Raw genomic sequence first — 25,465 nt, forward strand, 5'->3', positions numbered from 1 at the left:
TTTTGAAACTGAAACCATCACTCTATGTTGAAACTGAAAGGAGCTACATTTAGAATGACTTCAACAAATTCAATTCCGCAGCCTAAAACATATGGTCCCTTAGGAAATCTGCCCTTGATCGATACACATGCCCCTGTCCAGTCTCTGGTTAAGCTTGCTAATGAGCACGGTCCCATCTTTCGCATGGATCTGCCTGAAGGAACGAACATTTATATTTCCGGTCATAAGCTGGTCGCAGATGCTTGTGATGAATCCCGTTTCGACAAACAGGTGTGGGCTCCCTTACAAAAAGTACGAGCTTTTGCCGGAGACGGACTATTCACAAGCTGGACTGAGGAACCGAACTGGCGCAAGGCCCACCAAATATTGCTACCAAGCTTCAGTCAGCGGGCTATGAAGGGTTACCACAATATGATGCTTGATCTTGCTGTTCAGCTGGTACAGAAATGGTCTCGGCTCAATCCAGATGAAAGTGTAGAGGTACCGGAAGATATGACCCGGCTGACTTTGGATACCATCGGATTATGCGGCTTTAATTATCGTTTTAACAGCTTTTACCGCGACCAGCCCCATCCGTTCGTGACCAGTATGACACGCGCACTGGATGAAGCAATGGGTCAGTTGCAACGCCTCAATTTGCAAAACAAGCTGATGTTATCGAAGAAAAAACAGTTTAAACACGACATCGAAACGATGTTCTCTCTAGTGGACAGCATTATTCAAGAACGCAAAACCGTGGGCAACCAAGGTGAAGAGGATTTACTGGCACGTATGCTGGAAGGCAAGGACCCGGAAACAGGTGAAACGCTGGATGATGAAAATATCCGTTATCAGATCATCACCTTTCTCATCGCCGGTCATGAAACGACCAGTGGGCTTTTATCCTTTGCCATTTACTATTTGCTTAAAAATCCACGAACGCTAACTAAAGCCTATGAAGAAGTAGATCGCGTGCTGACCGATTCGCTGCCTTCCTATACTCAGGTGCGTGAGCTCAAGTACATAAGGATGATACTGAATGAAGCCCTGCGGCTATGGCCGACAGCGCCCGCCTTCTCTCTCTTTGCCAAAGAAGCTACACTGCTCGACGGAACCTATCCGCTTAAAAAAGGCGACAGTGTCAATGTACTCATCCCGAAACTGCACCGTGATACTGAAGCTTGGGGTGAAGATGTTGAGGAATTTAAACCGGAACGCTTTGAGGACCCATCCGTCATCCCACAAGATGCTTATAAGCCGTTTGGCAACGGTCAACGTGCTTGTATTGGACAACAGTTTGCCTTACAGGAGGCCACCCTTGTGCTGGGGATGGTACTGAAACATTTTGAGCTGATTGATCATACTCATTATGAGTTGAAAGTCAAAGAGACGCTCACACTCAAGCCTGAAGACTTCACCATTCAAGTACGTCCGCGCAGCACACAGACTACCATCATGTTGCCAGGTGCCGCTCAAGAACTTCATGAAAAGGAGGAACAAAAAGTTGCAGCCCCCCATGCCGAAAAGCATGATACTTCTTTGTTGTCTTTATACGGCTCGAATCTGGGTACAGCTGAGGGACTTGCAGGTGAACTAGCCGATTTAGGTCGGAATTGGGGTTTCAACAGCAGCATAGCAACTCTGAATGATCATGTGGACCATTTGCCTAAAGAAGGCGTGGTACTTATTACGACCGCATCTTATAACGGGCATCCGCCGGATAATGCGGATGCCTTCGTAGAATGGTTGAAGGAGGTAGATGAGGGACAATTGGCAGGCATAAGGTATGCTGTCTTTGGTTGCGGTGACCGGAATTGGGCCAGCACGTATCAGCGCATTCCAAGGATGATCGATGAACTGATGGCTGCCAAAGGGGCAAAACGACTGTATGATCGCGGCGAGGGCGACGCTAGTGGTGACTTCGAGAAGGATTGGGAAGTCTGGAACCACGGCTTATGGCCGGAATTGCTGAATGCTTTCGGGATAGAGCACAGTGATACAGAACCACAGGACACCAGCAGTCTGAGCATAGAGTTTGTAAGCGACGTACTTAGCGCTCCTCTGGCGGCCAACTATGAGGCAGCTACTGCCGTTGTTACTGTGAATCGTGAACTGCACGCTGCTGAAAGTGAACGCAGTACTCGGCATCTGGAGATCCAATTACCAACCGGATTGTCCTATCGCGAGGGTGATCATCTGGGTGTTTTGCCGCGTAATCCTGCTTCGCTGGTGAATAGGGTGATGCAACGCTTTAAGTTACAGGATCAAAACTACATCGTATTGAGAGGCAGTGACCGGGATGCGGCACATCTCCCCTTAGATCGGCCTGTCAGTGTAGGAGATTTGCTCACTCTCAGTGTGGAACTGCAAGAACCGGCGACCAGAGCCCAGCTACGGCAACTGGCATCCTTTACAGTGTGTCCTCCGCACAAGAAAGAAATCGAAGCTTTGCTAGAGGATACCAGCTTTGATCAAGAGATACGAAAGAAGCGTGTCACGATGCTAGATATTCTGGAGAAGTATCCAGCCTGTGAACTGCCATTTGAAAATTTTATCTCGCTGTTACCACCACTCAAGCCTAGATACTACTCCATCTCCAGTTCTCCGCTTGAATCGGAGAATTCAGCGAGTATAACTGTGAGCGTTGTGCGTGGACCAGCCCGTAGCGGACAGGGCGAATACCTCGGTATTGCCTCCAATTATTTGGCACAGCTCCAACCAGATGATCCGGTTGTCATTTTTGTGCGAAAGCCTCAGTCTGGCTTCCGTTTGCCGGAAGACCCGACCGTGCCTGTCATCATGGTCGGTCCGGGTACTGGTGTTGCCCCATTCCGCGGATTTCTCCAAACACGCCATGTGCTTAAGGAGAGAGGAGAACAGCTCGGCGAGGCTCATTTATACTATGGCTGCCGTGATCCAAAGCTCGATTATCTATACAAGCAAGAGCTGCAAACCTGGGAGCAGGAAGGAATCGTTACGGTTCATACAGCCTTTTCACGTCTGCCTGGTCAACCTAAAAGGTATGTACAGCACGTTATGAATGAAGATGCAGACACTCTGATTCACTTGCTTGATGAAGGAGCGCATCTGTATGTATGCGGTGATGGTAGCCGGATGGCCCCCGACGTTGAAGGCACGCTCTGTGCGGCCTACGCGGATATACACCATACAAGTAAAGAAGAAGCGCAGCAATGGTTGGATCATCTCCAACAGGAAAAACGCTATGCCAAGGATGTCTGGACAGGTATCTGATGATAACGGTATTTAAAGATCCATCATGTTAAAAATAAAAGGGACTGACTACCAGGCATCGATCTCGTTGGCTAGTAGTTCAATCCCTTTTATGATTTGCTCTTGCTCCACCATTTGGAGGCAACCACGTCGGTTTTACTTTCTATACGTTCCATGACCTCGTCACGACGTTTGGCTTTGAACAGGTCAATCATATCCACCAAATCATTGCGGTCCAATAATTTAACCCCGTTGACAGCAGCAAGTGTTTTACAGGATTCCGTGTAACGTCCGGAGGTGATGACAACAGACTTATCGGCCGCATAATAACGCATGGAAGTATAAATTTCCTGTACAGCCCCCAAGCCGACCGGATGTTGTACAGCATAACGCTTGGCCTGAATTACGACTCTGGCGCCTTCTCGGTCTGTAAATACCAGATCTGCTCCAAAATCCCGGCTGCTGGTTGTTTTATAAATGTCCTTATAGCCAAGTGCGGATAATAGCCGCTGCAAATAAAGCTCAAATTCCGAGCCGTCTTCCATACGATCTATATCCTGAATTCCAATTTTACGCGGGTCCAGATCACGTAAAATCCGATTCCGACGACCACGTATCATCCCCCTGATGGTGAGCACAAGCAGTAATAGTAATACAATAAGTCCTATTCCTAATTCCTTATATGCCGATAATTGCTCCAGCAGCATTCCTCTTCCCCTTTTCTACAGCAGGTATGCAAGCGGTATATTCCTTAGTAGGCTTACCGTTACCACCTATCACACTGACACAGTTTTACACAAAAGCAACCCCGCCGAATTCGACAGGGCTGCCTTCATTTTATCTCAAAGTTGCCTACATTCTAAACTCCGCAATATTATTCACGATTCAGCAAAGATTCTCCTGCAATACCAGGCTGAGTCATCTGGTACGGGTCCAATATAATGTCTAATTCTTCCTCAGTCAGTACATTATACAGCAGACACAATTCACGTACCGATTTGCCAGTCGTAATTGCTTCGCGGGCAATGCGTGATACTACCTCATATCCGAGGTGCGGATTGAGCGCTGTAATAATACCTACGCTGTTCTCTACATATTCACGGCACCGCTCCACATTTGCTTCAATTCCTTCCACACAATGAACACGGAAAACGTGGAAGCCTTGCTTCATAATTTCCAGCGATTGCAGCAAATTATAGACAAGTACAGGCTCCATCACGTTCAGCTCCAGTTGGCCCGCCTCCGAAGCCAAGCAGATTGTATGATCATTACCAATGACCTGAAAAGCAATTTGGTTAATGACTTCACACATGACTGGATTTACCTTGCCCGGCATAATGGATGATCCTGGCTGACGAGCAGGCAGACTCAATTCTCCCAGACCAGCACGAGGTCCAGAAGCCATCAAGCGGATGTCATTAGCCACCTTGGACATATTCATCATACAAATCTTTAAGGCAGCAGACACTTCAGTATAGGCATCCGTATTTTGTGTGGCATCTACGAGATGTTCATCTGCTTCCACAGGAAAGCCACTGACCTCAGCCAGTACCTCAGCGACACGCTGAATATAGCGGCGGTCTGCGTTCAAGCCAGTACCCACCGCTGTTGCACCCATATTAATCGTTAGCAGGTGCTCCTTGGTCGCACGGACGCGTCCGATATCACGGCCCAGTACACGCGCATAAGCCTGAAACTCCTGCCCTAATCGGATCGGTACTGCATCCTGCAAGTGGGTTCTACCCATTTTGATCACACTATCAAACTCGTTGGCCTTGCGGGAAAATGCTTCCTGAAGCTCACTCATGGTGACTAACAGCTTATCAATCATACTTAATACAGCCAAATGTACGGCCGTAGGAAAAGCATCGTTTGTCGATTGCGCCATATTAACGTGATTATTAGGACTGATCTCCTGATAGTCTCCTCGCTGCTTACCGATCAGCTCCAGCGCCCTGTTTGCAATCACTTCATTTGTATTCATATTAATGGACGTGCCTGCGCCGCCCTGAATCGGATCGACGATAAAATGATCATGCAACTGTCCTTGAATAATCTCGTCAGCAGCCTGAATAATGGCCTCTGCTTTGGAGCGATGTAGACGGGTTAGTTCCATGTTTACCGTCGCTGCTCCCTTTTTTACAATCGCCATGGCTTTAATCAACTCAGGATGCAATCGTTGGCCTGTAATTGGAAAATTTTCTTTTGCTCTTAGAGTTTGTACACCGTAATAAGCATCTGACGGCACTTCCTTGGTTCCTAAAAAATCATGCTCCAGCCTCATATTCTTTGATTCCTCCGCTGTGTTTGCTACGTTCTTCAATTCGGTACAGTCAAATGACAAAAAAGACCTTTTCTGATCTCCTCTTCATTATACGTTCCAATTCCCGTGCTTTACCAGTCGAATAAACGCGGAAAAAGGTTATGTAATCCTATGACAAGTTATGATTACCCGTAAATACCACGGTTATTCGGCAAATGCTCAGCAATGACTGGAATACGGATTTAAAGGCTTATAATAATATCGAGTGGCGTGCAGCTGACCATCGGCTGATTGAGCGTAGTTCGGAATAACACCAGCTTCCACAAACCCGATCGACTCATATAATCTATTAGAAGGATCTCCCACCCGCGTATCCAGCACCAGTAGGGTTCTGTTATGACGCACTGCCTCTTCTTCGGCTGCCTTCATTAACTGTCGTGCGATCCCAAGCCTGCGTCCAGACGGATGCACCATAAGCTTTGCAATTTCCGCACGATGTGTAGCGTTTGCTTTTTGGGCTAACTGAAGCTGAACCGTCCCAACAGGTACTCCGTCCTTCTCGGCAATCCACAGTACTACACCGTCCTCAAGCACACTGTTCCAATAAGCTGCTGCCTCCTGATACCCTAGGGGTGGTAAGAAACCTATAGATGCACCATCAGCAACCACGTCAATCAACAGCCTGCTTAGTGAATCTGACAATGTTTCGCTGAGCACTTGAACAGGGTATATTCTCACTTCGTTAGACATTGTAATTCCTCCTGATGAGTTCGATAACATGCAAGAAAGAAAGTAAACTATCTTTTTAGGACAGATTACTTACCATCATACTTCGTTTACTTAATCACCCTTACTTCTATTACTGCTCTGCCATATAAAAGAACTCCCACAGATGACCATCCAAATCCTGAAAGCTCCATCCATACATAAAACCATGATCTTGAGGCTCATTGGAGGGTTTGCCGCCTGCTTTCAAAGCTTTGTGGACGATCTCATCCACCTTTTCTCGGCTCTCCACCGATAGGGCAACAATCGCTTCTGTGCTTTTCGTGGCATCTGAAATTTCCTTTGAAGTGAACGCTTTAAAACGTTCTTCAACCAATAGCATGACAAAAATATGCTCACTAACAACCATGCAGGTTGCATGTTCATCCGTGAACTGAGCGTTGAATTCAAATCCGATGGTAGTGAAAAAATCAATGGAGTGTTGCAGGTTTTTAACTGGTAAATTCACAAAGATTTGTTTAGCTGTTACTCCCACGACGCTTCACCTCTTCCTTCTACTTTATCATACGACTTCTCCACAAAAGATAACTTAACTATCTCACAAAGTCAATCAATCTGACATTTACATAGTTCTATGGTCGATAAGTCAATTGGCTTGCTTGCCTGCGCTCTTTCCGTGTGTTTTTCACCGAACTACCAATGCTTACCTTATCTCCTAGCTTTACATCATGACTAGGCTAGTACATCAAAATGGCTTCAGATGTTTTTTCATCCTGATCCACTCGATCATCCAACTCTTGAATATAGAAGCTCCCCTCTCTTCATTTTTCCTATGATTACGCTTACAAACATATCCTATTTTTAAGATACCACAAATTAGCCAATTTAGTACCTTAAATATGTAAAATGAATTCTTCTTGCCGTAGCATAATCAGATCATATTATTGTAAACTTGTTCTAATACAGAAAAAGGTGGCACACACGCTATGGAGCATTTGCTTAACGACCAGGTCAAAAATATTCAAATCAGCGGCATCCGCAAAATCGCCAATAAAGTTGCCGCATTACCCGGAACTCTGTCATTAACGATTGGGCAGCCGGATTTCCCTACCCCTACGCATATTATGGAAGCTGCCCATCGGGCGATTGATGAAGGCCGAACCATTTATACACCTAATCCGGGACTGCCGGAATTACGAGAAGCTGCAGCAGGGTTTGTAGCCCGCAAATACGGCCTGAATTACCGAGGACAGGATGAGGTTATCGTGACGAACGGAGCCAGTGAAGCGCTGGATATTACCCTGCGCACGATTTTGTCACCCGGAGACGAAGTCATTCTACCTGTGCCGATCTACCCAGGATATGAGCCATTGATCCGTTTGTCAGGTGGCATTCCCGTGTTGGCTGACACCCGCAACAGCGGCTTCAAGCTAACGGCCGAGGTACTAGAGCCTTATCTGACTGAGCGGACAAAAGCAGTCATTCTCGGGTATCCTTCGAATCCAACCGGACGAGTAATGAGTCGCGAAGAGCTGGAAGCCGTCGCGGATTTGCTCAAGGAACGCGATTTGTTTATCATCTCGGATGAAATATACAGCGAACTGATTTATGATACATCGCACGTATCTATTGCGACTCTTCCAGGTTTGCGGGAGCGCACCATCGTCATTAACGGACTGTCCAAATCACATTCCATGACAGGATGGCGCATTGGTTTTACACTTGCACCCTCCGAGATTACACAGCACATGGTCAAAGTACATCAGTACAACGTGACCTGTGCTAGCTCAATTAGCCAATATGCAGCACTGGAAGCCCTGACCGTTGGGGTGGATGATGCACTTCCGATGCGCGATGAGTACCGCCGACGTCGCGACTATGTACACGGAAGACTGATAGATATGGGGATTCCGCTGGAGAAGCCTGAGGGAGCCTTCTATCTTTTCCCTTCCATCGCCCATTTTGGATTAAGCTCAATGGACTTCACCTTGAAGCTACTGGAAGAGCAAGGAGTGGCTGTCGTGCCGGGAGATGCCTTTTCTTCCTATGGCGAAGGTTACATTCGCTTATCTTACGCCTACGGACAGGATGTGCTGGAGCAAGGGTTGGATAAAATAGAGAGGTTTGTTAGGGGAATTGTTAGGAGTTAAGGTGGGAGAGGCGCTACGCAGTCCATTTGAACTTCCGATCGCCGTTGCTGGGGGATTCTTTAATTGTATAAACGCTTATAGGTAAGAATCCCACAGCAAAGGCGAACGCTGCCGCTTCTCCAGATTCAATTGGCCCGCTTCGCTCACTGCCCGCCTTAAAGTCCCACAATTATCTAACGTGTGTGGAGTGGTAGGGCTAAAAACATTACTCACCCGCCCCACGCGGTGGGTAAAAAAAACAGGCCCTTGAATCACCTACACGGGTGGTTCAAGGGCCTGTTTGCTTTCCCTACTCCCTCACCGTCGGCGTGGGGGATTCATAGGTACGTGGCTTTAAGCACGGCGCAGCGGAGGGGGCGGAATGGTGCTGGACAAGCGAAGCGGTCGCCTTAAAATTCCGATTTTCACCTTTACATATTCAATCATAAAAATCGGAATTTAACAGCGATGGTAAGCACCATCCGCCTCCGCAGCGGCCTCTAAAGCACCATCCCCTGATCCACAACGCCACTCCCCTACTTTAAATGCATTTTGAATTGCAGGAACAATTCATTATAGTGAGCGAGCATTCGCTTACCCAGATTGTTGTATACTTCCAGCTTATCTGTAATTTCAGATGGAGGATAGAAACGCTCATCGCCAGAAATATCCCCAGGCAGCAATTTCTTTGCATCCTTGTTTGGCGTGGAGTAACCTACAAACTCGGCATTTTGAGCGGCTACATCGGGCTGCATCATAAAATTGATAAATTTATGAGCCGCGTCCACATGGGTGGCCGTTTTTGGAATAACTATATTATCGAACCACAGGTTGGACCCTTCATCTGGCACGACGTAATCCAGCTTATCATTCTGATCCATGATTTCGGAAGCATCACCGGACCATACAACTCCAGCAGCAGCTTCCTCGTTGGCCAGCAGCATTTTAATCTCATCGCCAACCACTGCCTTGACATTGGGTGCTAGCTTCTCCAGCTTCGTCAAAGCTTGCTGCAAATGCGCCTGGTTCGTATCATTCAAGGAATAGTGGAGACTGTTCAGCGACATGCCCATAATCTCCCTAGCTCCATCAACTAGCAACAGGTTATTACGCAGCTTCGGGTCCCATAGGCCATCCCAGCTATGAAAATCAATGCCCTTCGTTAGCTCCGGGTTAAAGACAATCCCGACTGTACCCCAAAAATATGGAACCGAATATTGGTTATTCGGATCAAACGAAAGGTTTAGATAATGAGCATCTACATGCTTCAAATTCGGCAGTTTGCTGTGGTCCAATGGGAGCAACAGATGCTCCTGCTTCATTTTAGCCAACGCATATTCCGAGGGAACCGCTACATCAAATGAAGTTCCCCCCTGCTCGATTTTCGTCAGCATCGCTTCATTGGAATCAAATGTTTGATAAATGACGGTAATGCCCGTCTCCTTCTGAAACCGTTCCAGCAGCTCAGGATCAATGTAGTCTCCCCAGTTGTACACCGTCAGTGTGTTACCACCGGAGTAGCCTTGGCTGGAGTTCAGCCACGCTGCCACGCCCATCAGGCCAAACGAGATAATGAAAATGGACAGAAACACGCGCACAAGCGACTTCATCTAGGCACCCCCATTTCCGCCGCAGGCTCTTTTTTACCATTACGATTCGCCTTGCGCATAATAAAGTAATAGCCCACCACCAGCAGCACAGTAAACAGGAATATGAGCGTGGACAGCGCATTGATGGACAAGGAAACCCCTTGACGGGCACGTGAGTATATTTCCACTGATAAGGTCGAATAGCCACTGCCAGTCACAAAAAAGGTCACCGCAAAATCATCCAGCGAGTACGTTAACGCCATAAAAAAGCCTGCATAAATTCCTGGCTTAATAAAGGGCAAAATCACCTTGGTTAGCACATCCAGCCGGCTGGCACCCAAATCACGCGCGGCATCGACCAGAGATGGACTCATTTCCTGAAGCCGTGGCAAAATCATAATGACCGCAATCGGCACACTAAACGCAATATGGGATAACAAAACAGAGTAAAAACCCAGCTTAATCCCAACCATCGTGAACAAAATGAGGAAGGAAGCGCCGATAATGACGTCCGGGTTCACGATTAATACATTGTTGAGCGACAGCAGCGTATTTTTGACTCGACGGTTCTGCATTTGATGAATAGCCAGCGCACCCATGATCCCAATTATCGTAGCCAATGCAGACGACAGCAAAGCAATCACCAAAGTGTTAATGACAATAATGATTAAACGGGTGTCTGCGAACACCTCTTTGTAATATTGAAGTGTAAAGCCTTCAAACTCGTGCATGGTCCCGCCGCTGTTGAAGGAATAGTACATCAAATACAAGATAGGTGCATACAACACGAGAAAAACAATCACCAAATAAATATTTCCGAATCGGTTTTTATTTGCCATGCCGCACCCTCCGTTTCGTTCGCGAGGTGAGCAGCATAATGATCGCCATCGCCAAAATCAGGAACACAGCAACTGTAGAGCCCATACCCCAGTCCTGAGTAACCAGAAAATGCTGCTCTATCGCCGTTCCCAGCGTAATCACACGGTTACCCGCAATCAGACGGGTAATCATAAACAGCGACAGCGCTGGAATAAACACAGCCATACAGCCGGATCGCACACCCGAAAGTGTTAACGGGAAAATAACCCTGCGAAACGCGGTCCATTTGGAGGCTCCCAAATCACGGGCTGCGTCCAGCAGTGAAGGATTCAAGCCTTCCAACGCGTTATAGATGGGCAAAATCATAAAAGGCACAAAAATATACACAGATACAAACACAAAGCTGGAGCTGGTAAACAATATTTGCTGACCCCCCAACCCAACCATTCCTAGCACCGCATTCACCGGACCATAGGTTCCGAAAATGCCAATAAAAGCATACGTTTTGAGCAACAAGTTAATCCAGGTTGGCAAAATAATGAGCAACAGCCACAGCTGCTTATGCTTGGTGCGAGTAAGTAAATAGGCCGCCGGATACGCCACGAGCAGTGAACATACCGTAATCAGAAATGCATACCAAAACGAGCTAAGCGTCATGCTTAAGTAAACAGGTGTCAGAAACTGAACGTAGTTGCTGAATGTGAGATGACCATCCACATCAAATAGTGAATAGTAAAATACAAGGACAACTGGCGCCGCCACGAACAGCACAATCCATAAATAGTAAGGCAGCAGATACGCTGCTCTTGTATTACCGGACATGCTGATCTACCTCTTCATAGGCTTCCAGACGCCGATCGAATTCTTCCTCTGTCTCCCCAAAGCGCATGACATGAATGGCTTCCGGGTCAAATTTCAGGCCGATTTCACTTCCCAGCTCCGCCTTTTTGGTAGAATGCACGAGCCATTCCTGTCCTGAATCATCATAGCAGCTTATTTCATAGTGAACCCCACGGAACAATTGAGTATCCACCTTTACCCGCAGCTTGCCTTCAGCAACACTCGTAATCTCCAAATCCTCGGGCCGGATCACAATTTCAATCGGTTCGTTCGGACGCAATCCTCCGTCAACACATTCAAACTGTCGACCGTTAAATTCCACTTGATAATCCGCGATCATACGTCCAGGAACAATATTCGATTCGCCAATAAAGTCAGCCACAAATCGATTAATCGGCTCATCATAGATATCATTTGGCGTGCCGCTCTGCTCAATCTTGCCTTTGTTCATGACAAAAATTTCGTCTGACATGGCCAGCGCTTCCTCCTGATCATGCGTAACGAATATAAAAGTGATTCCCAGGCGCTGCTGCATTTCACGCAAAATATACTGCATTTCTGTCCGCAGCTTTAAATCCAGTGCCGACAAAGGTTCATCCAGTAAGAGAACATCAGGCTCATTGACGATAGCCCGTGCAATAGCTACACGCTGACGCTGTCCCCCGGACATTTCAGAAATTTCCCGTTCGCCGTAGCCTTCCAGATTGACAAAGGACAACGCCTGTGTCACCTTCTCCTGAATGTCCTTTTTGTTCATCTTTTTAATCCGCAGACCAAAAGCGACATTTTCAAACACATTCAGATGTGGAAATAGCGCATAATCCTGAAAAACCGTATTGACCTGCCGCTCGTTGGCTGGAACACGATTAATGAGTTTTCCATTCAAATAAATAGAGCCCTCTGTCGGCTCTGCAAAACCTGCAATCATACGCAGAATCGTCGTTTTACCACAGCCGGATGGACCCAGCAGTGTATAAAATTTGCCACGCTCAATCTCAAAGCTGACATCCGCCAGCACTGGGGGATCGTTGTCATATTGTTTGGTCACCCGTTCAAATCGGATGATGGTTTGCTCTCCCATAACACCCTCCTTCAAAAATTCGACTTCATTCCATTACATTCTCTACATTAAAAACAATTATTCAGGCTGTATCATTCACCCTTGTGACTTCCATGTAAAATAGTCTGTCAGCACTCGGATAGCTACCTCGATTGCTTCCTCTGCAGGCTCCAGCTTGGCATGGTGCAAGCCATAAGGCGTATCCACGCCAAGCCAGAACATCAAGCCAGGAATTCGTTCCAGAAAATACCCGAAGTCCTCTCCGGTCATCGCTTCTCCGCATTCAACAAGCTGCACATCCTGCCGATTACTAACCCATTTCATGAATTCCTCAGTCACCTTGGCTTCATTGTATACTTGCAAATAATTGGAGCCATAATGAATCTTCGCTTGGCATTCAAATCCAGCTTCCACACCGCGCACCAGCGCCTCAATCCGCGATTTAACCAGCGTCATCGTATCGGCAGACAACGTTCGGATCGTACCTTCCAAACGGGCGGTTTCCGCGATAATATTCTGCTTCGTGCCTCCGCTAACCTTACCAACCGTAATGACCGCTGCATCCAGTGGATTCACATTACGGGCTACCACCGTCTGTAATTGTCCCACCAGCTGACAAGCAGCCACTACCATATCATTCGCCTTGTGTGGATACGCCGCATGCCCCCCCGTACCCTTGAGGTCGATGAAAAGCTCCGATGTATTGGCAAATAGGATGCCCGAGCGAGTGGCTATGGTGCCTACAGGATATTCTGGTGCAACATGCAATGCGACAATTTCATCCGGCATCCAGTCGGCCAGCTCCGTGCTGTCCCGCATAGGCAAGGCTCCACCAGGTCCTTCCTCAGCTGGTTGAAACAACACGACCAGATCATCCTTAATCGGATGACTCGCAAAGTGTGTTACAATTCCCAATCCAATCGTCATATGTAAGTCGTGACCACAAGCATGCATGTAGCCGGGATGAGTCGAACGGAAATCGTAACCCGTCTCTTCCTCAATCGGTAAACCATCCATATCACAACGATATCCATAGCGGCGCTCAGGAGCCGTTCCATGAATAAGTACTAACACGCCCGTACGCCATGTACGAATGTCCAGCCGCTCCTGAGGGAGCGTTTCCAAGTAGTTCAGCAAATATCGTTGTGTTTTATATTCCTCAAACCCTGGCTCGGGAATTTGATGCAGATCCCTTCGTATTTGAACAAAAGAACGATCATCGGCTGTGCTCATTTTGCTGCTACGCCTCCTTTTTATAGCTCATCAGCTCTTATCGGGCAAAAGAATAAAAGGACAAAAGCCCGGCGCAGCCGCCGAGCCTTGTCCGTTGTGCTTCGTCCCTATGTTATGCTGTCAGTGTATTATGCTCCTGACAAGGAATCGTTCACCTTTGGTACCTAAAAAACGTTGCCTTCTTACAGAACGCGCAGTTCTTTCAAAATCTCAGTTTTGGATTTGGTCTTGTCATCGACCTGTTTGATTACACGTGCAGGTGTACCAGCTACTACGGAGTATGGAGGCACATCTTCAGTTACAACCGCTCCGGCTGCAACAACTGCACCTTTACCAATGCGTACGCCTTCCAGTACAACCGAGTTCGCACCGATCAATACTTCGTCTTCTACGATAACAGGCTGTGCGGACGGTGGCTCAATGACACCTGCAAGGACAACGCCTGCACCGATGTGGCACATGTTGCCGACTTTAACACGACCGCCCAGTACAGCATTCATATCAATCATGGTGCCTTCACCAATCGTAACGCCAATGTTAATCACTGCGCCCATCATAATGACGGCGTTGTTACCAATGCCCACCATATCGCGGATATAGGCGCCTGGCTCAATGCGTGCATTAATGCCTTTCAGATCCAGCATTGGAACAGCAGAGTTACGGCGGTCATTTTCCACCACATAATCTTCTTCTTTCGCGTTTGCGCTATCCAGTACAGGCTTGATATCCGCCCAATCACCAAATACCACACCGCTGTCTCCAGAAATAAAAGCTTGAACATTCTCGCCAAAAGATGCGGAAGCCAAAGCCCCTTTTACATATACTTTAACAGGCGTCTTTTTCTTGCTGTTTTTAATCACGTTGATGACTTCTTGTGTATTCATTTCGATGGACATATTAAATCTAACAACTCCTTCATCGCTTCATACGACTTCGCAAGCCGGAATGATCTTATTCTCTCATCCTTTATAGCACAAAAGTGCAGGTCTCGCAATTACAGATTAGACCTTCGACTCGCTAATCCAGTACGTAAAACAACAAATTTCAGCAGTTTGAATGCCTTAAATTCATGATTATAAGCCAGCGACCACCTTAATTTTAAACAGGATTATTTATTAGCTTGCAGGCTCTCCAGCGATGTATAAATGAAGGATTCGAATCCTTCAGCAGGTTCACCATGTGGAATGTTCACTTTCACGCTGAAAGCGCCCGTAGTATTTTCCACAACAATATATTGTTGGGTGATCTTCGAACCGTTCGCTTGCAAGAACAGACGGCTGCTGGTCAGCGCTTGAGGCACGGCTGCTTTGTCCAGCTTTTGCACCTTGCCAATGGAAGCCAGGTCCTTCTCGCCATCTTTTTGAAGTTCATCTAAATTAAAGTTGGAGGGCAGCTTCGTAATTTCGGCGTAGTAGTTATCATCTACCGCTAAAGCGACACGGTTTTGATCGGGAAACAGGGACATCGGATCAAACACATACAGCGAATAGCCCTCTCCCTTTGCCAAAGTTGCTGTCTGCTTTTCCTTTTTCCCTTCAAGGTTAAGCTCAAAAGTTTGAGTTTTCGCGCGATCCCCGCCTACTTGTTGACCAGAGCTTCCGTTTTGACTGCTATCTGTTGAAGCCTCTGTCTTTTGTATTTTCGTTAAAGTCAGTTGCTTCGCTGTCGCGTCGCCCTCTACTGCTTTTTCGGTATATTCAAACGCTACTGGATCACCTTCTTTAAGCCCAGCTATTACCGTGTCTAGTCCTTCTCCTAGCTGGAAGGATTGGGCTTCGCCATTGGTTTCAATCTCTACCGTATGCGGGTCAGCAGCTCCGTTGTATACACCTGTGCCTTTTTTAACCTGCGGCTCAGCGACCGGCTCCGGAGTGGCTTGCGGCTGTTGCGTTTGCGGTTGGTCTGCCCCTTGAGGTGCATTGTTATTGGTTTGCTGTTTCGTACCACAGGCTGATAGAGCCAGCACTGCCACAACAGTCAGTAGTATGATTGAAAATGTGTTATGTTTTTTCATAAAATCCACCTCCACGATGATAGACGAGCTTGTGCAGCAAAAGTTCTATACAGCATCTCACTTAAAATCCTTTCCTCTCGCTCCCGTTGATTATATTCTCAGGATTTTGCAAAATCCTAATACCATGGGGATGCCAGGTACGGTATAATGGGCTATATTAAACCTCATTTTCGAGATACCGTTAGAAGGAATATTAACGTATTTATTTTCTTCCATACGGATGGAGCTGCCACATGAATCAAGCACACAAACCGTCGTTTTCCTTTGAATTATTATACATCATAGGTATTATCGCTATTTCGTTCTCCTCGATCTTCGTCAGATGGTCTGAAGCCGAGGTGTCCGTCATCGCTATGTACCGTTTGTACCTGACCAATCTTCTGATGCTGCCATTGGTCTGGAAATACCGCACCGAGCTATTCAGCCTCACTCGCAAGCAGTGGATGCTGATCCTCTGGTCCGGTATCGCGCTAGGGCTGCATTTCTTGCTGTGGATGGGCTCGCTGCGACTGACCACCGTTGCAAGCTCTACTGTTATTATGACATTGGAACCGATCCTTGTCATGCTCGGTTCTTTTTTGTTTTTCCGGACAGGCACAAATCGCGCTATGCTCTTTGGAATGGGCATGGCCTTTGTCGGCTCACTGGCCATTGGCGCAGGGGATTTTCATGTCTCAGGACAAGCCCTGCTCGGCGATGCACTGTCCTTTTTGGGTATGGTAGCCGTGTCCGTCCACATGCTAATGGGCAAGCATCTACGCGAGCATTTGAGCGCTTTTGTCTATAATTTTTGGGTTTTTATCATCGCAGCCACATCGCTTGCGCTGTATAATGTGGTCAATGCCATACCTTTTACGGGATACGCTCCACAGGAATGGGGGCTGTTCCTGCTGCTTGCCATTGTGCCTACGCTGTTCGGACATTATCTGTTTAACTGGCTGCTCAAATACATTAACGCCACCGCGGTGTCGATGGCGGTACTCGGTGAGCCCGTTATTTCTTCCCTGCTGGCTTGGGTGCTGCTCGGGGAGAGGTTGTCTACTTTGCAATTTGGTGCAGGCTTTTTTATCCTGTTCGGGGTATGGGTTTTTATCCGATACGGAGCGGATTTTAAAAAGCAAGTTGTCCACCAAAGTGAGTTGCCCGGCACTGAGCACCCCCTGAAGGCTAACTCTTAGCTTATTACCCCATTTTCATAAACCATACTCAATGGATTAAATTTACTATTAAAAAAAGGAAGGCGGAATCCTCTATGAAATCCATCGTATCCAAACGCTGGCTGCTGGCCCGATTGTATGAACCAGACATAATCATTGCCGACTGCCGTTCCGTGCTCGGACAAGCCGGAGCTGGACGAAACGAATTTAATGAAGACCATATCCCAGGGGCGGTTCACTTCGATTTGGAAGAAGACCTTACCGCTCCTCTAGGCGAGCATGGTGGCCGCCATCCGCTACCTGATGTGGATACACTTGCCGCACGTTTGAGTCGTGCTGGGATCAACTCCGCTTCACGCATCGTCGCTTATGATGACCAGGGAGGTATGATGGCCTCCCGCTTCTGGTGGCTGCTGCGCTACCTCGGGCATGAGCAGGTATACGTACTGGAAGAAAGCTACAGCGCTTGGAAGGAAGCAAAATTCCCCGTTACGGCAGACCAGCCGATTCGTATTCCCTCGACCTTTGTGCCAAATGTTCAGCCACAAATGCTCACAAGTATGAAAGAAGTACAACGTATATCCGAAACTTCTGTTCCTGTTGGCTCCTATATCGGTTTTTCACCTATATTGATCGACTCCAGAGAGCGTCCGCGCTACCTGGGGCTGGAAGAGCCCATAGATCAAGCAGCGGGGCATATCCCCGGTGCAGTGAATTTCTTCTGGAAAGAGGTCTTGGATGAAAAGGGGTCATTTAAAAACGAAGAGCAGTTAAAACAGCATTTCTCAGACCTTGATCAGAACGCTGAGATCATCGTATATTGCGGATCAGGCGTATCTGCCTGTCCAAATGTCCTGGCCTTGAATGAGGCAGGATTTAGTAATGTGAGACTCTATCCGGGGAGCTGGAGCGATTGGATCAGCTATGAGGAAAATCCGGTGGCGACCGGGGAGGAATAATCCGTTTTTAACGGATATAAAGGTTTTAAAGACAAACCCACTGCCTTAAGCGGTTAGACTCATGGCAGTGGGTTTGCTTTATTTATGTAAAGGATCTCTAGGTTGATTTCGGAATATAGTTATCATTAGCTTTGCATACTAATTAAAATATAGGGTTTAATTCCAACCACTTTTGAAGCAGTTTAATATCTTCATCTACATTTCTGATGACAGCAGAGTCTCCCCAAGTATTTGGAAGATAAGAAATGTATAGAGTGCCAATATTAAAAATTCTTCTGAAGGGAATAAAGAGGGCAATAGAATCTACTTCACTTTGGCTCATAGCTCTAACCTCGTTATATCCATTTAAGAATTGATATTTTCGTTCTTCTCTCTTTTTTAATTTCGTTTCGTCACATCCCATGCCAAATGGGAAAGCATACATAGATATGTCATATGCTCTCCATCCATTTCCACAGAAATCAAAATCAAAAAGGATAGGATTGCTGTTAGCGTCAACTCGGATATTCCCACTATATATGTCGCCGTGACATATACCATATTGCGGTCTTTCAACAGTTAAACACTCTAGTTTATCGCTCACATTCTTTGCAACTTCCTCTAAAAAATGCAGGTCAAAATCATGAATGGTTGAGAACTGCCTTATAGCATCCATAGAATTATCTATAAATGAGTCAGCATCTAGATTCCATCGTTTTTTTCCAAGCTCACATTTGTCCCAAGCATTATGAATTGTAGCAATATAACTACCTAGTCTCTCGTTTAATTCAGCTGTTTCCTCAATTTGGTTAAACTCATGTTTTCCAACAGACGTATATAGTACTCCATACCTTATCCCATTTGCAGTGTTAAACTGTGAAATAAATTTTCCATCATGTCTTGTAACTGGTGTAGTAATTTCAATGTCTGATAATTTTAGGTGATTGAGCAAATCTACCTCTGTTTGTATTTCTTCCATGCTTCTTATTCCTTTACGGTATACCTTAAAGAAATACTCTTTTTCGTCTGCATTAACTCTATATATGTCATGTATGCCTCTATAAAATAACCGGCATTTAAGTAAGGCATAAGAAAAATATTCTCTTGAAATGTACTCACGGAGTGCATCTGCAGATAGTACAGATATCTCCAACGGAAAAATATCCAAATGAATATCTCCCTTCAATTTTATTTCTCATCGAATTTATCAATCATTTAATCCCTTTCCAGCGAGAATGTCCTGCATACATTTTTCAATCCTCGATTCCCGAGTTTTAGATTGTTTGGGCGCAGCAAAATGCATAATGTATGCTCTTTGTCGTCCCGGCGTCAATGCAGCAAAAGCAGTTTTCAAAGCAGGATCTTCATCTAATTTAGCTTGAAATTCTTCAGGAAAAATGAGTTCTGTATTCTTTTTGAAATCCACTTTCAACCCGGCTTTTTCCACTTCAATGGCTTCATTAATATAGTCCTTTAAGATGGCTTCCATCTCAACAATTCCTTCAACATTAGTAAACCGTATCTGGCGCCCCGCCTGCGTATCCTCCCCAGGTTTGATTAGAATACCATTGGGGTCATTTAACAAAGCACCTTTGAAAAACATAAGCGCACAGTGTTCTTTAAAGCCTTGTATTATAGCTATGTTACTATTCTGAAACATGTAACATGGTTTACCCCACTTCAATTCTTCGGTTAGCTGGCAGTCAAGCATGATCGCTCTCAACTTCTCCATTTCCGCCTGCCATTTTTTTACTTTATCTAAATACACATCAACCTTAGGATTCATTTCCTCTCTATTTGTCATGTTAGCTCCCCCCTTATGTTTTTGCTCATCATGTTTATGTATATATATTTACAGAAAACCGATTTTCGATACTAAATGTAGAAGAAATCACGATATCAAGGGCAAAGCCGAAACGTATATTTTTATTATACGAATTCAGTCAATCGAAGAATAGCCGTTATATCGCTATATTTATTATACGTTCACCTCATCCCATCTATAAATTACATAACCCAATTGACATATAACTAGCAATAAATAAACTACGTTTATGCATAGATATATTTTAATTTTTTCTTGTATTTATCTAAATCTACTTCTTCGTTCACTTCTCTTTCTTTTATTTTCTTACTCCAACTCATTATTCTTGAGAATTCTACTGCACCCAATACTCCCCATAGCAATGGAAAGACTAGAAATATGGCATTTACTAGAGACAATAATATACCCATCCCTACATCATCCATTGTTCTAATTGATTTAAAATAAATGTGCACCACTAGTGTCAGACTAAATAATCCCAAGCCTATAATACTTACTATTGGTTTGTCTTGCATTCTCATTTTTTTATTCCCTTCGGTTCCAATTACATATAACAATCTGTATTCACGATGTCCCAGCGCTTTAGGACTAATAGTCCGTCTGTTACTTGCGGCAGTTAAGCGGTTGATGTATCTGTTGAATTGCTTCCCCGAAATAGCTATCCAATATTTTGAACAACTATATATCTTAATTTATATTCTTGTTGTTTTTCTGCATGTGTCAGATATTCTCTTATGGAGCCCATTTCTAATATATTCAAATCATTAAAATGTTCAATTAAATTTTCTTCAGTAAAGAAGTGAGCATATTTCCCTTTCTTGTATTCATATGTTCCTTCCTCAACTTTCCTACCCACACCATTATTAAAATCGCTATCAGAAAAACACGTAAAATACATCACTCCCTGTTCCTTCAAATGCATCACACAATTCTGTATCAGTTTTTTTCGGTCTTCTAACAAAAATAAATGTAATAAATCATAACAATATATGCCGTCATACCTTTTGCTTGTACGAAACTCTAACACCGATTCTTGAATAAAATTCGTTTTTAAATCCCATTCTTTTGCTAGATTTATAGCTGAACTAGATATCTCAATTCCATCAACCTCAAAATAAGAAGAGAACATCTTGGTATTTCTCCCATACCCAGCCCCAGGAACCAAAATATGATGTGCATTATTCTTTTTGAACAAATCTATAGCTTGGGTTACAGTTTGACTTGGTTCACAACCCCAAATCATTCCTTCTTCAGCAAACCTTTTGTTCCAATAATCTCTCATATTATTCACCTGCCTATATACTCACATAGCTCTTCTTTTAAGCTCATCAATCTGTCTTATATGATGTTGATCATGCCAGATAAAATCTCTTAGATAAGATATTACAGTAAACTTCCCGTCAGCATATTCTTTAGTAAACTTATCATCTTCCAAACTCTCTATACTCTGCAATATCATGTTACGGTACTGAATAGTCATTTCAATTAATTCTTCCTTCGTTTTTGTTTTCCCATATTCAACAGCACCCTGATTAAATTGATTAAAATCAATATGTGTTAATGTCACAGGCGTATTGTTTAATATCGGATGTATGGCTGCTTCAAAAAAATATTTATCCCACAGCAGTATATGACTTACGATATCGTGAACTGACCATTTATCTTCGGCAATCTTTATTTGCCAATCCATTTCACGAATCTCAGAAACAAAACGTATCCATTCCTTGAACTCCTCTAGTAACTGCGACTTCTCATTCATGGTTTCAGACCCCTCTTTTCAGATTTGAGTTAGTTAGATAATGTATTTGTATTCATGAACCCCAAAAGTGGGGTTTGCTAAAAATTTTTTTATGAATTTTCCCGTTTCTTTAGGCACAATTCCTAGCTTCAATCTAAGATCCTCAACCCTCACTCCCTCCTCGACACGTCTCAAAAATTGATTATTTTCAGGTATCTCATAATTTTTCAACCAGTCGAGTCTAACTTCTTTTTCAACATTCCTGCCTGGTAAAAATTCATAAATCTCCGGTCGCCATGTGAGTTCATGTATTTTATCTAAATCTTCTAAAAGATATTCCCGAAGGATAATGTCTTTACATTCTATAGACAGGCTATACGTGGAATCCTCTTCAGAGTGCATGTTGACTCTCCTTTGATTGTATTGGTACTACAATGGATTCGCACTGCTTTCCTATAATGTTTCTGTGTTCGCGAGATCTGCCGCTAATCGGATGTGTCTGGCTAAATCCATTCCCCAAAATTCCTCTGTCAGACTGAGGGCGTTAGCCTGATGTGTGAAACTTTTATTAGATGACTCCTTCCAGACTTCATTGTACTGACTTACACTAATTTCTTAGCTACAAAGGTTATACAATCCATTGATAGTTTCACGAGTTGTTTATTTCTTTCAATTTCATATTCCAGTTGCTTTACTAATCGTTTTTTAACTTCCCATCCAATGTAGTGATGTCTTAATAATTCCATCATACTTTCAGTCGAGATATTTACTTCAAACATTGGCTCTAATTGTTGTGCATCCTTCATTCTCATCTCTTTTATATTCGTTCCAACAACAATGCAATTGGTTCCATTTATTTTTGTTCCTGTAGTCATTTCTTCAATTTTTAATTCCATTTCCCTTTCCGATCTTACATGCTCCAAAGCAGATACAGCTATTATAATGTCATACTCATCTTGTTTAATATTGAAGTTTTCAATATCAGATAATTTTGTTTCAATAAATTGTTCGACACCATACTCTCTACTATAATTTTCCAACTTATCAATAGCAGACTTTAAAAAATCCACGCAAACTACTTTTCCTTTTCTAATCTTCATGGATTCAGCTATAGGAATACTATTTCTACCAATTCCAGCTCCTAAATCAAGCACCGATAGATTATCGTAATCTTTATATTCAGCTAGAAGGTCCAATACCGTTTGTACCGGTCTATGTAACCAAGAACCGGACTCAAACAAATTGTAATTGTCATAACAGAAATCATGATACTTCTTCTCTTCTAATCTTATATTCTCTACCTTATTCAAGTTCTCACCACGAGCTTTCTGCATGTTTTATCTTTAACGTCTCTGTATTCACACGAACTCAAGGGTTGTCTGCTGAAAATCTCTCGCCGAAATCCATCTTGGAGACCTAGCTCCATAAGGAGCCGCAGACCAAATATTATGATATAAGATTTTTGAGTCTAACATTCTAATGCCCATAATTAACCATCTAAATAAAATGAATATTCTGTACTAACCAAACCAGAAAATCACTCTTACATCTTCAGCATTCCCTAATTTCGATAATTTTGGAATTGTTTCATTGATGAAACCCGAACATGTATCCATAATATTTCTATATTCCATAAATTGATCACAATAATAATTTTCATCCCATAATCATCATCTACTTTCATTTCCCATCTTAGAAGTTCATTCTTATGTTCAAAGGAGGCCCATGCAGTACTATTCTGAATATCTACGCAATCCGTTATCTTATTTAAATTAAGTTTTGTCATATTTTTAAACCGCATTATTACTCTTGCATAGTCTCCATGGTCCTCAATATATTCCGTATCCAAATACCAAATTTTATCAGATACATTTATAAATTCATCATTTACTGCAACTTCTCCACCTAAAGTAAGTAGTAGCAAGTTGTAGGGATCTTCTTCATATTCACTTCTTGAAGTTTCTTCTAAAAGTAATTCTTTCTTTAAATCTGCTCTCATGAAGATGCCCAATTCAGAAAGTTGGTTTAGTTGATCTTCAAATATTGTTTTCTTTTTTCTTAAATAAACCAAACAGATTAAACACCTTCTTTTTATAGTTTGCATCCCTTTCCTATAACGTTACTATGTTCATGAAGCTTGCCAGGGATTGTCTTACCTGATCAAACCTCCTGGAGTGCCTCTTGTAAACAAAAGTCCTCAGACCTGATTGCAGACCGAAGCTCCGAAGGGGCACAGCTCGAATATTATGTTATCTGATGTAGAGGTCATATGAATAATTCAATTTAATGCAAATAGAAGTTCTTTAAAAGCTCTACTATATCCCCCCCCCTAAAATCAGCATATTTTTTTGTCTTCAATAGTTCGGGAATCTGACATTTTTCAATTAATATCGGGATAACCTTTACCATTCCAGCTTCGATCTCATCCCAATATTTAGAGCACCATTCTTCTTGAACCCATTTTGATTCTATAGAGTTTTTCGACAGAATTACCAAAACATATTCACTTTCTTTCAAAGCAATACTTATACTTCTCGGAATTGACTCACCTACTTTAATACGCCATTCATCTAACCAAGGATTATGTCCTGCTTCTGCTAAGTCAGTTGCTATTAATCTAGCAAAGGTTTTATCTTTAGAAGAATGTGAGATGAAAACCTTTTTTCCATTGTTATTCAACAACAACCTCATTTTAAAATATCTATCTGAAAATAATGATTCAATAAAAATAAATTCTGTTAGCAAATCTGCTTTAGTTTTCTCATCCTTTATTTTTACTTTTGAATATTTTAAATCAAATAATATCTGTTCAATTTCACCTTGTCTCCTTAATAACTCTTCGGTTGTAACTTCTTTTAAATCATTAATTGGAATCTCGTATTCATTAGCATAGAGGGATTTCCCAGACATACATATCCAATATGCTTGTCTAAATCAGTAAAATCGTCATCATCTAAATAACCAATCCGTTTTTTTAATTTTCCAGCTGTAATAAAAACAGATGAACCATAATGTAGCATCAATAAGCCCTCTCCTTTTTTATCTTCGCCACTATTTCAGATAACGTTCAGGTATTCACGACGTCTGACGAATGTCGGATAGGTTACGTTTATGGTGTGTTCAGCTGATTCTACCTCACAATAACTACCGAAGACGCATGTCCGATGCGTGAGTATGATGTTAGGCAAAGTTAATCAGTATCGGGAGGATATACTTCAAAATGTTTGTTACGGGATTCTTTTTTTAATATCTTTAGCATCTCTTTTTCATCACTGTATATTTTAAACTCCTGAGGCACGTCATTTCTTTGGAGTTTACTATTCTTCACACCAATTAGTGGAATATGGATTCTAGTAAAAAACTGCATTAAAAAACCAAGAGCAAAATCACTTTGTAATTCGAACATATCATGATCGTAGCCACCCATATTATTTTTATGCCCTTCAATATCCATATAAAGATATCTTTTTTGATTTGGAAATTGCTTTTGAGCATTTTGTAGTAATTTCACAAGTATCGTGGCCGTCGTTTCAAAATCTTCATGTTCATAAACTAGGTGGTATATTGCAATCCCCTTATTTTTGAGCATATTTATATTGAACGGATTTTCAGAAATTGGATCTAATATGTTAATTTCCCCATTTACCCTTCTCTCCATCAGATCAAACCAATGGTCTCTCATTTCTCTAATTTGTTTACGCTTTTCCGGGTTCCCTCCAAATAGATCATGACAAGATGCACATAACGGAGCAGCATTATCAATGGTGTCGCTACCACCATCAGCTTGTGGGATTATGTGATGAATTTCGACAAACGGCTTTTGACAAATAACACAACGAAAGCAAGCCTTCTTTTTTGCTTCTAACTTCAATTTCTCTGAAAACGCCAAGTTTAATCCCTCTTTCGATTAATTTTGCCTAACAT

The 25,465-nt window shown here is 43.5% G+C and carries 25 protein-coding genes; 4 read left to right on the top strand and 21 right to left on the bottom strand.

The window, feature by feature from the left end:
• The first annotated feature begins 54 nt into the window (after nucleotides 1-54).
• Nucleotides 55-3,231, top strand: coding sequence for a bifunctional cytochrome P450/NADPH--P450 reductase (locus G9G57_RS04195; protein WP_164964501.1), 3,177 nt, complete (start codon nucleotides 55-57; stop codon nucleotides 3,229-3,231).
• Between the two features lie 89 nt (nucleotides 3,232-3,320).
• On the opposite strand, the gene G9G57_RS04200 is transcribed toward G9G57_RS04195, so the two are convergent.
• The 4 genes from G9G57_RS04200 to G9G57_RS04215 form a co-directional block, all read right to left on the bottom strand.
• Nucleotides 3,321-3,917, bottom strand: coding sequence for a restriction endonuclease (locus G9G57_RS04200; RefSeq protein ID WP_164964502.1), 597 nt, complete (start codon nucleotides 3,915-3,917; stop codon nucleotides 3,321-3,323).
• Between the two features lie 167 nt (nucleotides 3,918-4,084).
• Nucleotides 4,085-5,494, bottom strand: coding sequence for an aspartate ammonia-lyase (gene aspA, locus G9G57_RS04205; RefSeq protein WP_013372264.1), 1,410 nt, complete (start codon nucleotides 5,492-5,494; stop codon nucleotides 4,085-4,087).
• A 198-nt stretch (nucleotides 5,495-5,692) separates the two neighbouring features.
• Nucleotides 5,693-6,223 (bottom strand): GNAT family N-acetyltransferase, encoded by a 531-nt coding sequence (locus tag G9G57_RS04210; protein ID WP_164964503.1) that lies wholly within the window; start codon nucleotides 6,221-6,223, stop codon nucleotides 5,693-5,695.
• A 109-nt stretch (nucleotides 6,224-6,332) separates the two neighbouring features.
• Nucleotides 6,333-6,734, bottom strand: coding sequence for a VOC family protein (locus G9G57_RS04215; protein ID WP_102998862.1), 402 nt, complete (start codon nucleotides 6,732-6,734; stop codon nucleotides 6,333-6,335).
• Between the two features lie 451 nt (nucleotides 6,735-7,185).
• On the opposite strand from G9G57_RS04215, the gene G9G57_RS04220 reads away from it, so the two are divergent.
• Nucleotides 7,186-8,349 (top strand): aminotransferase A, encoded by a 1,164-nt coding sequence (locus G9G57_RS04220; RefSeq protein WP_164964504.1) that lies wholly within the window; start codon nucleotides 7,186-7,188, stop codon nucleotides 8,347-8,349.
• A 515-nt stretch (nucleotides 8,350-8,864) separates the two neighbouring features.
• Here the strand turns inward: G9G57_RS04220 and G9G57_RS04225 are convergent.
• The 7 genes from G9G57_RS04225 to G9G57_RS04255 form a co-directional block, all read right to left on the bottom strand.
• Complete coding sequence (locus tag G9G57_RS04225; protein WP_164964505.1) at nucleotides 8,865-9,938, bottom strand: ABC transporter substrate-binding protein; 1,074 nt, start codon at nucleotides 9,936-9,938, stop codon at nucleotides 8,865-8,867.
• Nucleotides 9,935-10,756 carry an ABC transporter permease gene (locus G9G57_RS04230; RefSeq protein ID WP_016821691.1) on the bottom strand — a complete coding sequence of 274 codons (822 nt, stop codon included), beginning with the start codon at nucleotides 10,754-10,756 and terminating at the stop codon, nucleotides 9,935-9,937. Before G9G57_RS04230 ends, G9G57_RS04225 begins: the two co-directional genes overlap by 4 nt.
• Nucleotides 10,746-11,558 (bottom strand): ABC transporter permease, encoded by an 813-nt coding sequence (locus G9G57_RS04235; protein ID WP_164964506.1) that lies wholly within the window; start codon nucleotides 11,556-11,558, stop codon nucleotides 10,746-10,748. The genes G9G57_RS04230 and G9G57_RS04235 overlap by 11 nt, the downstream gene beginning before the upstream one ends.
• Entirely contained in the window at nucleotides 11,548-12,657 is a 1,110-nt protein-coding gene (locus G9G57_RS04240; RefSeq protein ID WP_164964507.1) for an ABC transporter ATP-binding protein, read from the bottom strand. The genes G9G57_RS04235 and G9G57_RS04240 overlap by 11 nt, the downstream gene beginning before the upstream one ends.
• A 75-nt stretch (nucleotides 12,658-12,732) precedes the next feature.
• Nucleotides 12,733-13,869: an N-acetyldiaminopimelate deacetylase gene (locus G9G57_RS04245; protein ID WP_013372272.1), complete on the bottom strand. Its 1,137-nt coding sequence runs from the start codon at nucleotides 13,867-13,869 to the stop codon at nucleotides 12,733-12,735.
• Between the two features lie 182 nt (nucleotides 13,870-14,051).
• Nucleotides 14,052-14,765: a 2,3,4,5-tetrahydropyridine-2,6-dicarboxylate N-acetyltransferase gene (dapD, locus tag G9G57_RS04250; protein WP_013372273.1), complete on the bottom strand. Its 714-nt coding sequence runs from the start codon at nucleotides 14,763-14,765 to the stop codon at nucleotides 14,052-14,054.
• 212 nt (nucleotides 14,766-14,977) lie between these two features.
• Nucleotides 14,978-15,883: a hypothetical protein gene (locus G9G57_RS04255; protein WP_164964508.1), complete on the bottom strand. Its 906-nt coding sequence runs from the start codon at nucleotides 15,881-15,883 to the stop codon at nucleotides 14,978-14,980.
• 233 nt (nucleotides 15,884-16,116) lie between these two features.
• Between G9G57_RS04255 and G9G57_RS04260 the strand changes: the two genes are divergently transcribed.
• Together G9G57_RS04260 and G9G57_RS04265 are read left to right on the top strand one after the other, a co-directional pair.
• The gene (locus G9G57_RS04260; protein WP_164964509.1) at nucleotides 16,117-17,061 is read left to right on the top strand and encodes a DMT family transporter; all 945 of its coding nucleotides are present in this window, start codon (nucleotides 16,117-16,119) and stop codon (nucleotides 17,059-17,061) included.
• A gap of 74 nt (nucleotides 17,062-17,135) precedes the next feature.
• The gene (locus G9G57_RS04265; RefSeq protein ID WP_164964510.1) at nucleotides 17,136-17,999 is read left to right on the top strand and encodes a sulfurtransferase; all 864 of its coding nucleotides are present in this window, start codon (nucleotides 17,136-17,138) and stop codon (nucleotides 17,997-17,999) included.
• A 142-nt stretch (nucleotides 18,000-18,141) separates the two neighbouring features.
• On the opposite strand, the gene G9G57_RS04270 is transcribed toward G9G57_RS04265, so the two are convergent.
• The 10 genes from G9G57_RS04270 to G9G57_RS04315 all read right to left on the bottom strand — a co-directional run bounded on the left by G9G57_RS04270 (nucleotide 18,142) and on the right by G9G57_RS04315 (nucleotide 25,430).
• On the bottom strand, nucleotides 18,142-19,146 hold the full coding sequence (locus G9G57_RS04270) for a phosphotransferase enzyme family protein (RefSeq protein ID WP_164964511.1): 1,005 nt from the start codon (nucleotides 19,144-19,146) through the stop codon (nucleotides 18,142-18,144).
• Between the two features lie 39 nt (nucleotides 19,147-19,185).
• Nucleotides 19,186-19,782 (bottom strand): YdeI/OmpD-associated family protein, encoded by a 597-nt coding sequence (locus tag G9G57_RS04275; RefSeq protein WP_164964512.1) that lies wholly within the window; start codon nucleotides 19,780-19,782, stop codon nucleotides 19,186-19,188.
• A 248-nt stretch (nucleotides 19,783-20,030) separates the two neighbouring features.
• Nucleotides 20,031-20,324, bottom strand: a complete 294-nt coding sequence (locus tag G9G57_RS04280) for a hypothetical protein (protein WP_164964513.1) — start codon at nucleotides 20,322-20,324, stop codon at nucleotides 20,031-20,033.
• Between the two features lie 137 nt (nucleotides 20,325-20,461).
• Nucleotides 20,462-21,085, bottom strand: coding sequence for a class I SAM-dependent methyltransferase (locus G9G57_RS04285; protein WP_164964514.1), 624 nt, complete (start codon nucleotides 21,083-21,085; stop codon nucleotides 20,462-20,464).
• A gap of 21 nt (nucleotides 21,086-21,106) precedes the next feature.
• The gene (locus tag G9G57_RS04290; protein ID WP_013372283.1) at nucleotides 21,107-21,562 is read right to left on the bottom strand and encodes a DinB family protein; all 456 of its coding nucleotides are present in this window, start codon (nucleotides 21,560-21,562) and stop codon (nucleotides 21,107-21,109) included.
• Nucleotides 21,563-21,595: 33 nt separating this feature from the next.
• Entirely contained in the window at nucleotides 21,596-21,943 is a 348-nt protein-coding gene (locus G9G57_RS04295; RefSeq protein ID WP_164964515.1) for a hypothetical protein, read from the bottom strand.
• A 200-nt stretch (nucleotides 21,944-22,143) separates the two neighbouring features.
• Nucleotides 22,144-22,875 carry a class I SAM-dependent methyltransferase gene (locus G9G57_RS04300; RefSeq protein ID WP_238799237.1) on the bottom strand — a complete coding sequence of 244 codons (732 nt, stop codon included), beginning with the start codon at nucleotides 22,873-22,875 and terminating at the stop codon, nucleotides 22,144-22,146.
• A gap of 227 nt (nucleotides 22,876-23,102) precedes the next feature.
• On the bottom strand, nucleotides 23,103-23,612 hold the full coding sequence (locus G9G57_RS04305) for a hypothetical protein (RefSeq protein WP_238799239.1): 510 nt from the start codon (nucleotides 23,610-23,612) through the stop codon (nucleotides 23,103-23,105).
• A 212-nt stretch (nucleotides 23,613-23,824) separates the two neighbouring features.
• Entirely contained in the window at nucleotides 23,825-24,451 is a 627-nt protein-coding gene (locus tag G9G57_RS04310; RefSeq protein ID WP_164964516.1) for a toll/interleukin-1 receptor domain-containing protein, read from the bottom strand.
• Nucleotides 24,452-24,731: 280 nt separating this feature from the next.
• Nucleotides 24,732-25,430, bottom strand: coding sequence for an HNH endonuclease (locus G9G57_RS04315; protein ID WP_164964517.1), 699 nt, complete (start codon nucleotides 25,428-25,430; stop codon nucleotides 24,732-24,734).
• Nucleotides 25,431-25,465 lie beyond the last annotated feature (35 nt).

Source organism: Paenibacillus sp. EKM211P (genome assembly GCF_011066175.1).
GTDB lineage: Bacteria > Bacillota > Bacilli > Paenibacillales > Paenibacillaceae > Paenibacillus > Paenibacillus polymyxa.

What these genes read in the sequence shown, in the direction of transcription:
- G9G57_RS04290 (WP_013372283.1), bottom strand. Translation starts at nt 21,562, where the DNA reads ATGAATGAGAAGTCGCAGTTACTAGAGGAGTTCAAGGAATGGATACGT.
- G9G57_RS04240 (WP_164964507.1), bottom strand. Translation starts at nt 12,657, where the DNA reads ATGGGAGAGCAAACCATCATCCGATTTGAACGGGTGACCAAACAATAT.
- G9G57_RS04230 (WP_016821691.1), bottom strand. Translation starts at nt 10,756, where the DNA reads ATGGCAAATAAAAACCGATTCGGAAATATTTATTTGGTGATTGTTTTT.
- G9G57_RS04300 (WP_238799237.1), bottom strand. Translation starts at nt 22,875, where the DNA reads ATGCAGAAAGCTCGTGGTGAGAACTTGAATAAGGTAGAGAATATAAGA.
- G9G57_RS04295 (WP_164964515.1), bottom strand. Translation starts at nt 21,943, where the DNA reads ATGCACTCTGAAGAGGATTCCACGTATAGCCTGTCTATAGAATGTAAA.
- G9G57_RS04280 (WP_164964513.1), bottom strand. Translation starts at nt 20,324, where the DNA reads ATGAGAATGCAAGACAAACCAATAGTAAGTATTATAGGCTTGGGATTA.
- G9G57_RS04285 (WP_164964514.1), bottom strand. Translation starts at nt 21,085, where the DNA reads ATGAGAGATTATTGGAACAAAAGGTTTGCTGAAGAAGGAATGATTTGG.
- G9G57_RS04195 (WP_164964501.1), top strand. Translation starts at nt 55, where the DNA reads ATGACTTCAACAAATTCAATTCCGCAGCCTAAAACATATGGTCCCTTA.
- G9G57_RS04200 (WP_164964502.1), bottom strand. Translation starts at nt 3,917, where the DNA reads ATGCTGCTGGAGCAATTATCGGCATATAAGGAATTAGGAATAGGACTT.
- G9G57_RS04260 (WP_164964509.1), top strand. Translation starts at nt 16,117, where the DNA reads ATGAATCAAGCACACAAACCGTCGTTTTCCTTTGAATTATTATACATC.
- G9G57_RS04235 (WP_164964506.1), bottom strand. Translation starts at nt 11,558, where the DNA reads ATGTCCGGTAATACAAGAGCAGCGTATCTGCTGCCTTACTATTTATGG.
- G9G57_RS04265 (WP_164964510.1), top strand. Translation starts at nt 17,136, where the DNA reads ATGAAATCCATCGTATCCAAACGCTGGCTGCTGGCCCGATTGTATGAA.
- G9G57_RS04210 (WP_164964503.1), bottom strand. Translation starts at nt 6,223, where the DNA reads ATGTCTAACGAAGTGAGAATATACCCTGTTCAAGTGCTCAGCGAAACA.
- G9G57_RS04225 (WP_164964505.1), bottom strand. Translation starts at nt 9,938, where the DNA reads ATGAAGTCGCTTGTGCGCGTGTTTCTGTCCATTTTCATTATCTCGTTT.
- G9G57_RS04220 (WP_164964504.1), top strand. Translation starts at nt 7,186, where the DNA reads ATGGAGCATTTGCTTAACGACCAGGTCAAAAATATTCAAATCAGCGGC.
- G9G57_RS04310 (WP_164964516.1), bottom strand. Translation starts at nt 24,451, where the DNA reads ATGTCTGGGAAATCCCTCTATGCTAATGAATACGAGATTCCAATTAAT.
- aspA (WP_013372264.1), bottom strand. Translation starts at nt 5,494, where the DNA reads ATGAGGCTGGAGCATGATTTTTTAGGAACCAAGGAAGTGCCGTCAGAT.
- G9G57_RS04255 (WP_164964508.1), bottom strand. Translation starts at nt 15,883, where the DNA reads ATGAAAAAACATAACACATTTTCAATCATACTACTGACTGTTGTGGCA.
- G9G57_RS04275 (WP_164964512.1), bottom strand. Translation starts at nt 19,782, where the DNA reads ATGACAAATAGAGAGGAAATGAATCCTAAGGTTGATGTGTATTTAGAT.
- dapD (WP_013372273.1), bottom strand. Translation starts at nt 14,765, where the DNA reads ATGTCCATCGAAATGAATACACAAGAAGTCATCAACGTGATTAAAAAC.
- G9G57_RS04245 (WP_013372272.1), bottom strand. Translation starts at nt 13,869, where the DNA reads ATGAGCACAGCCGATGATCGTTCTTTTGTTCAAATACGAAGGGATCTG.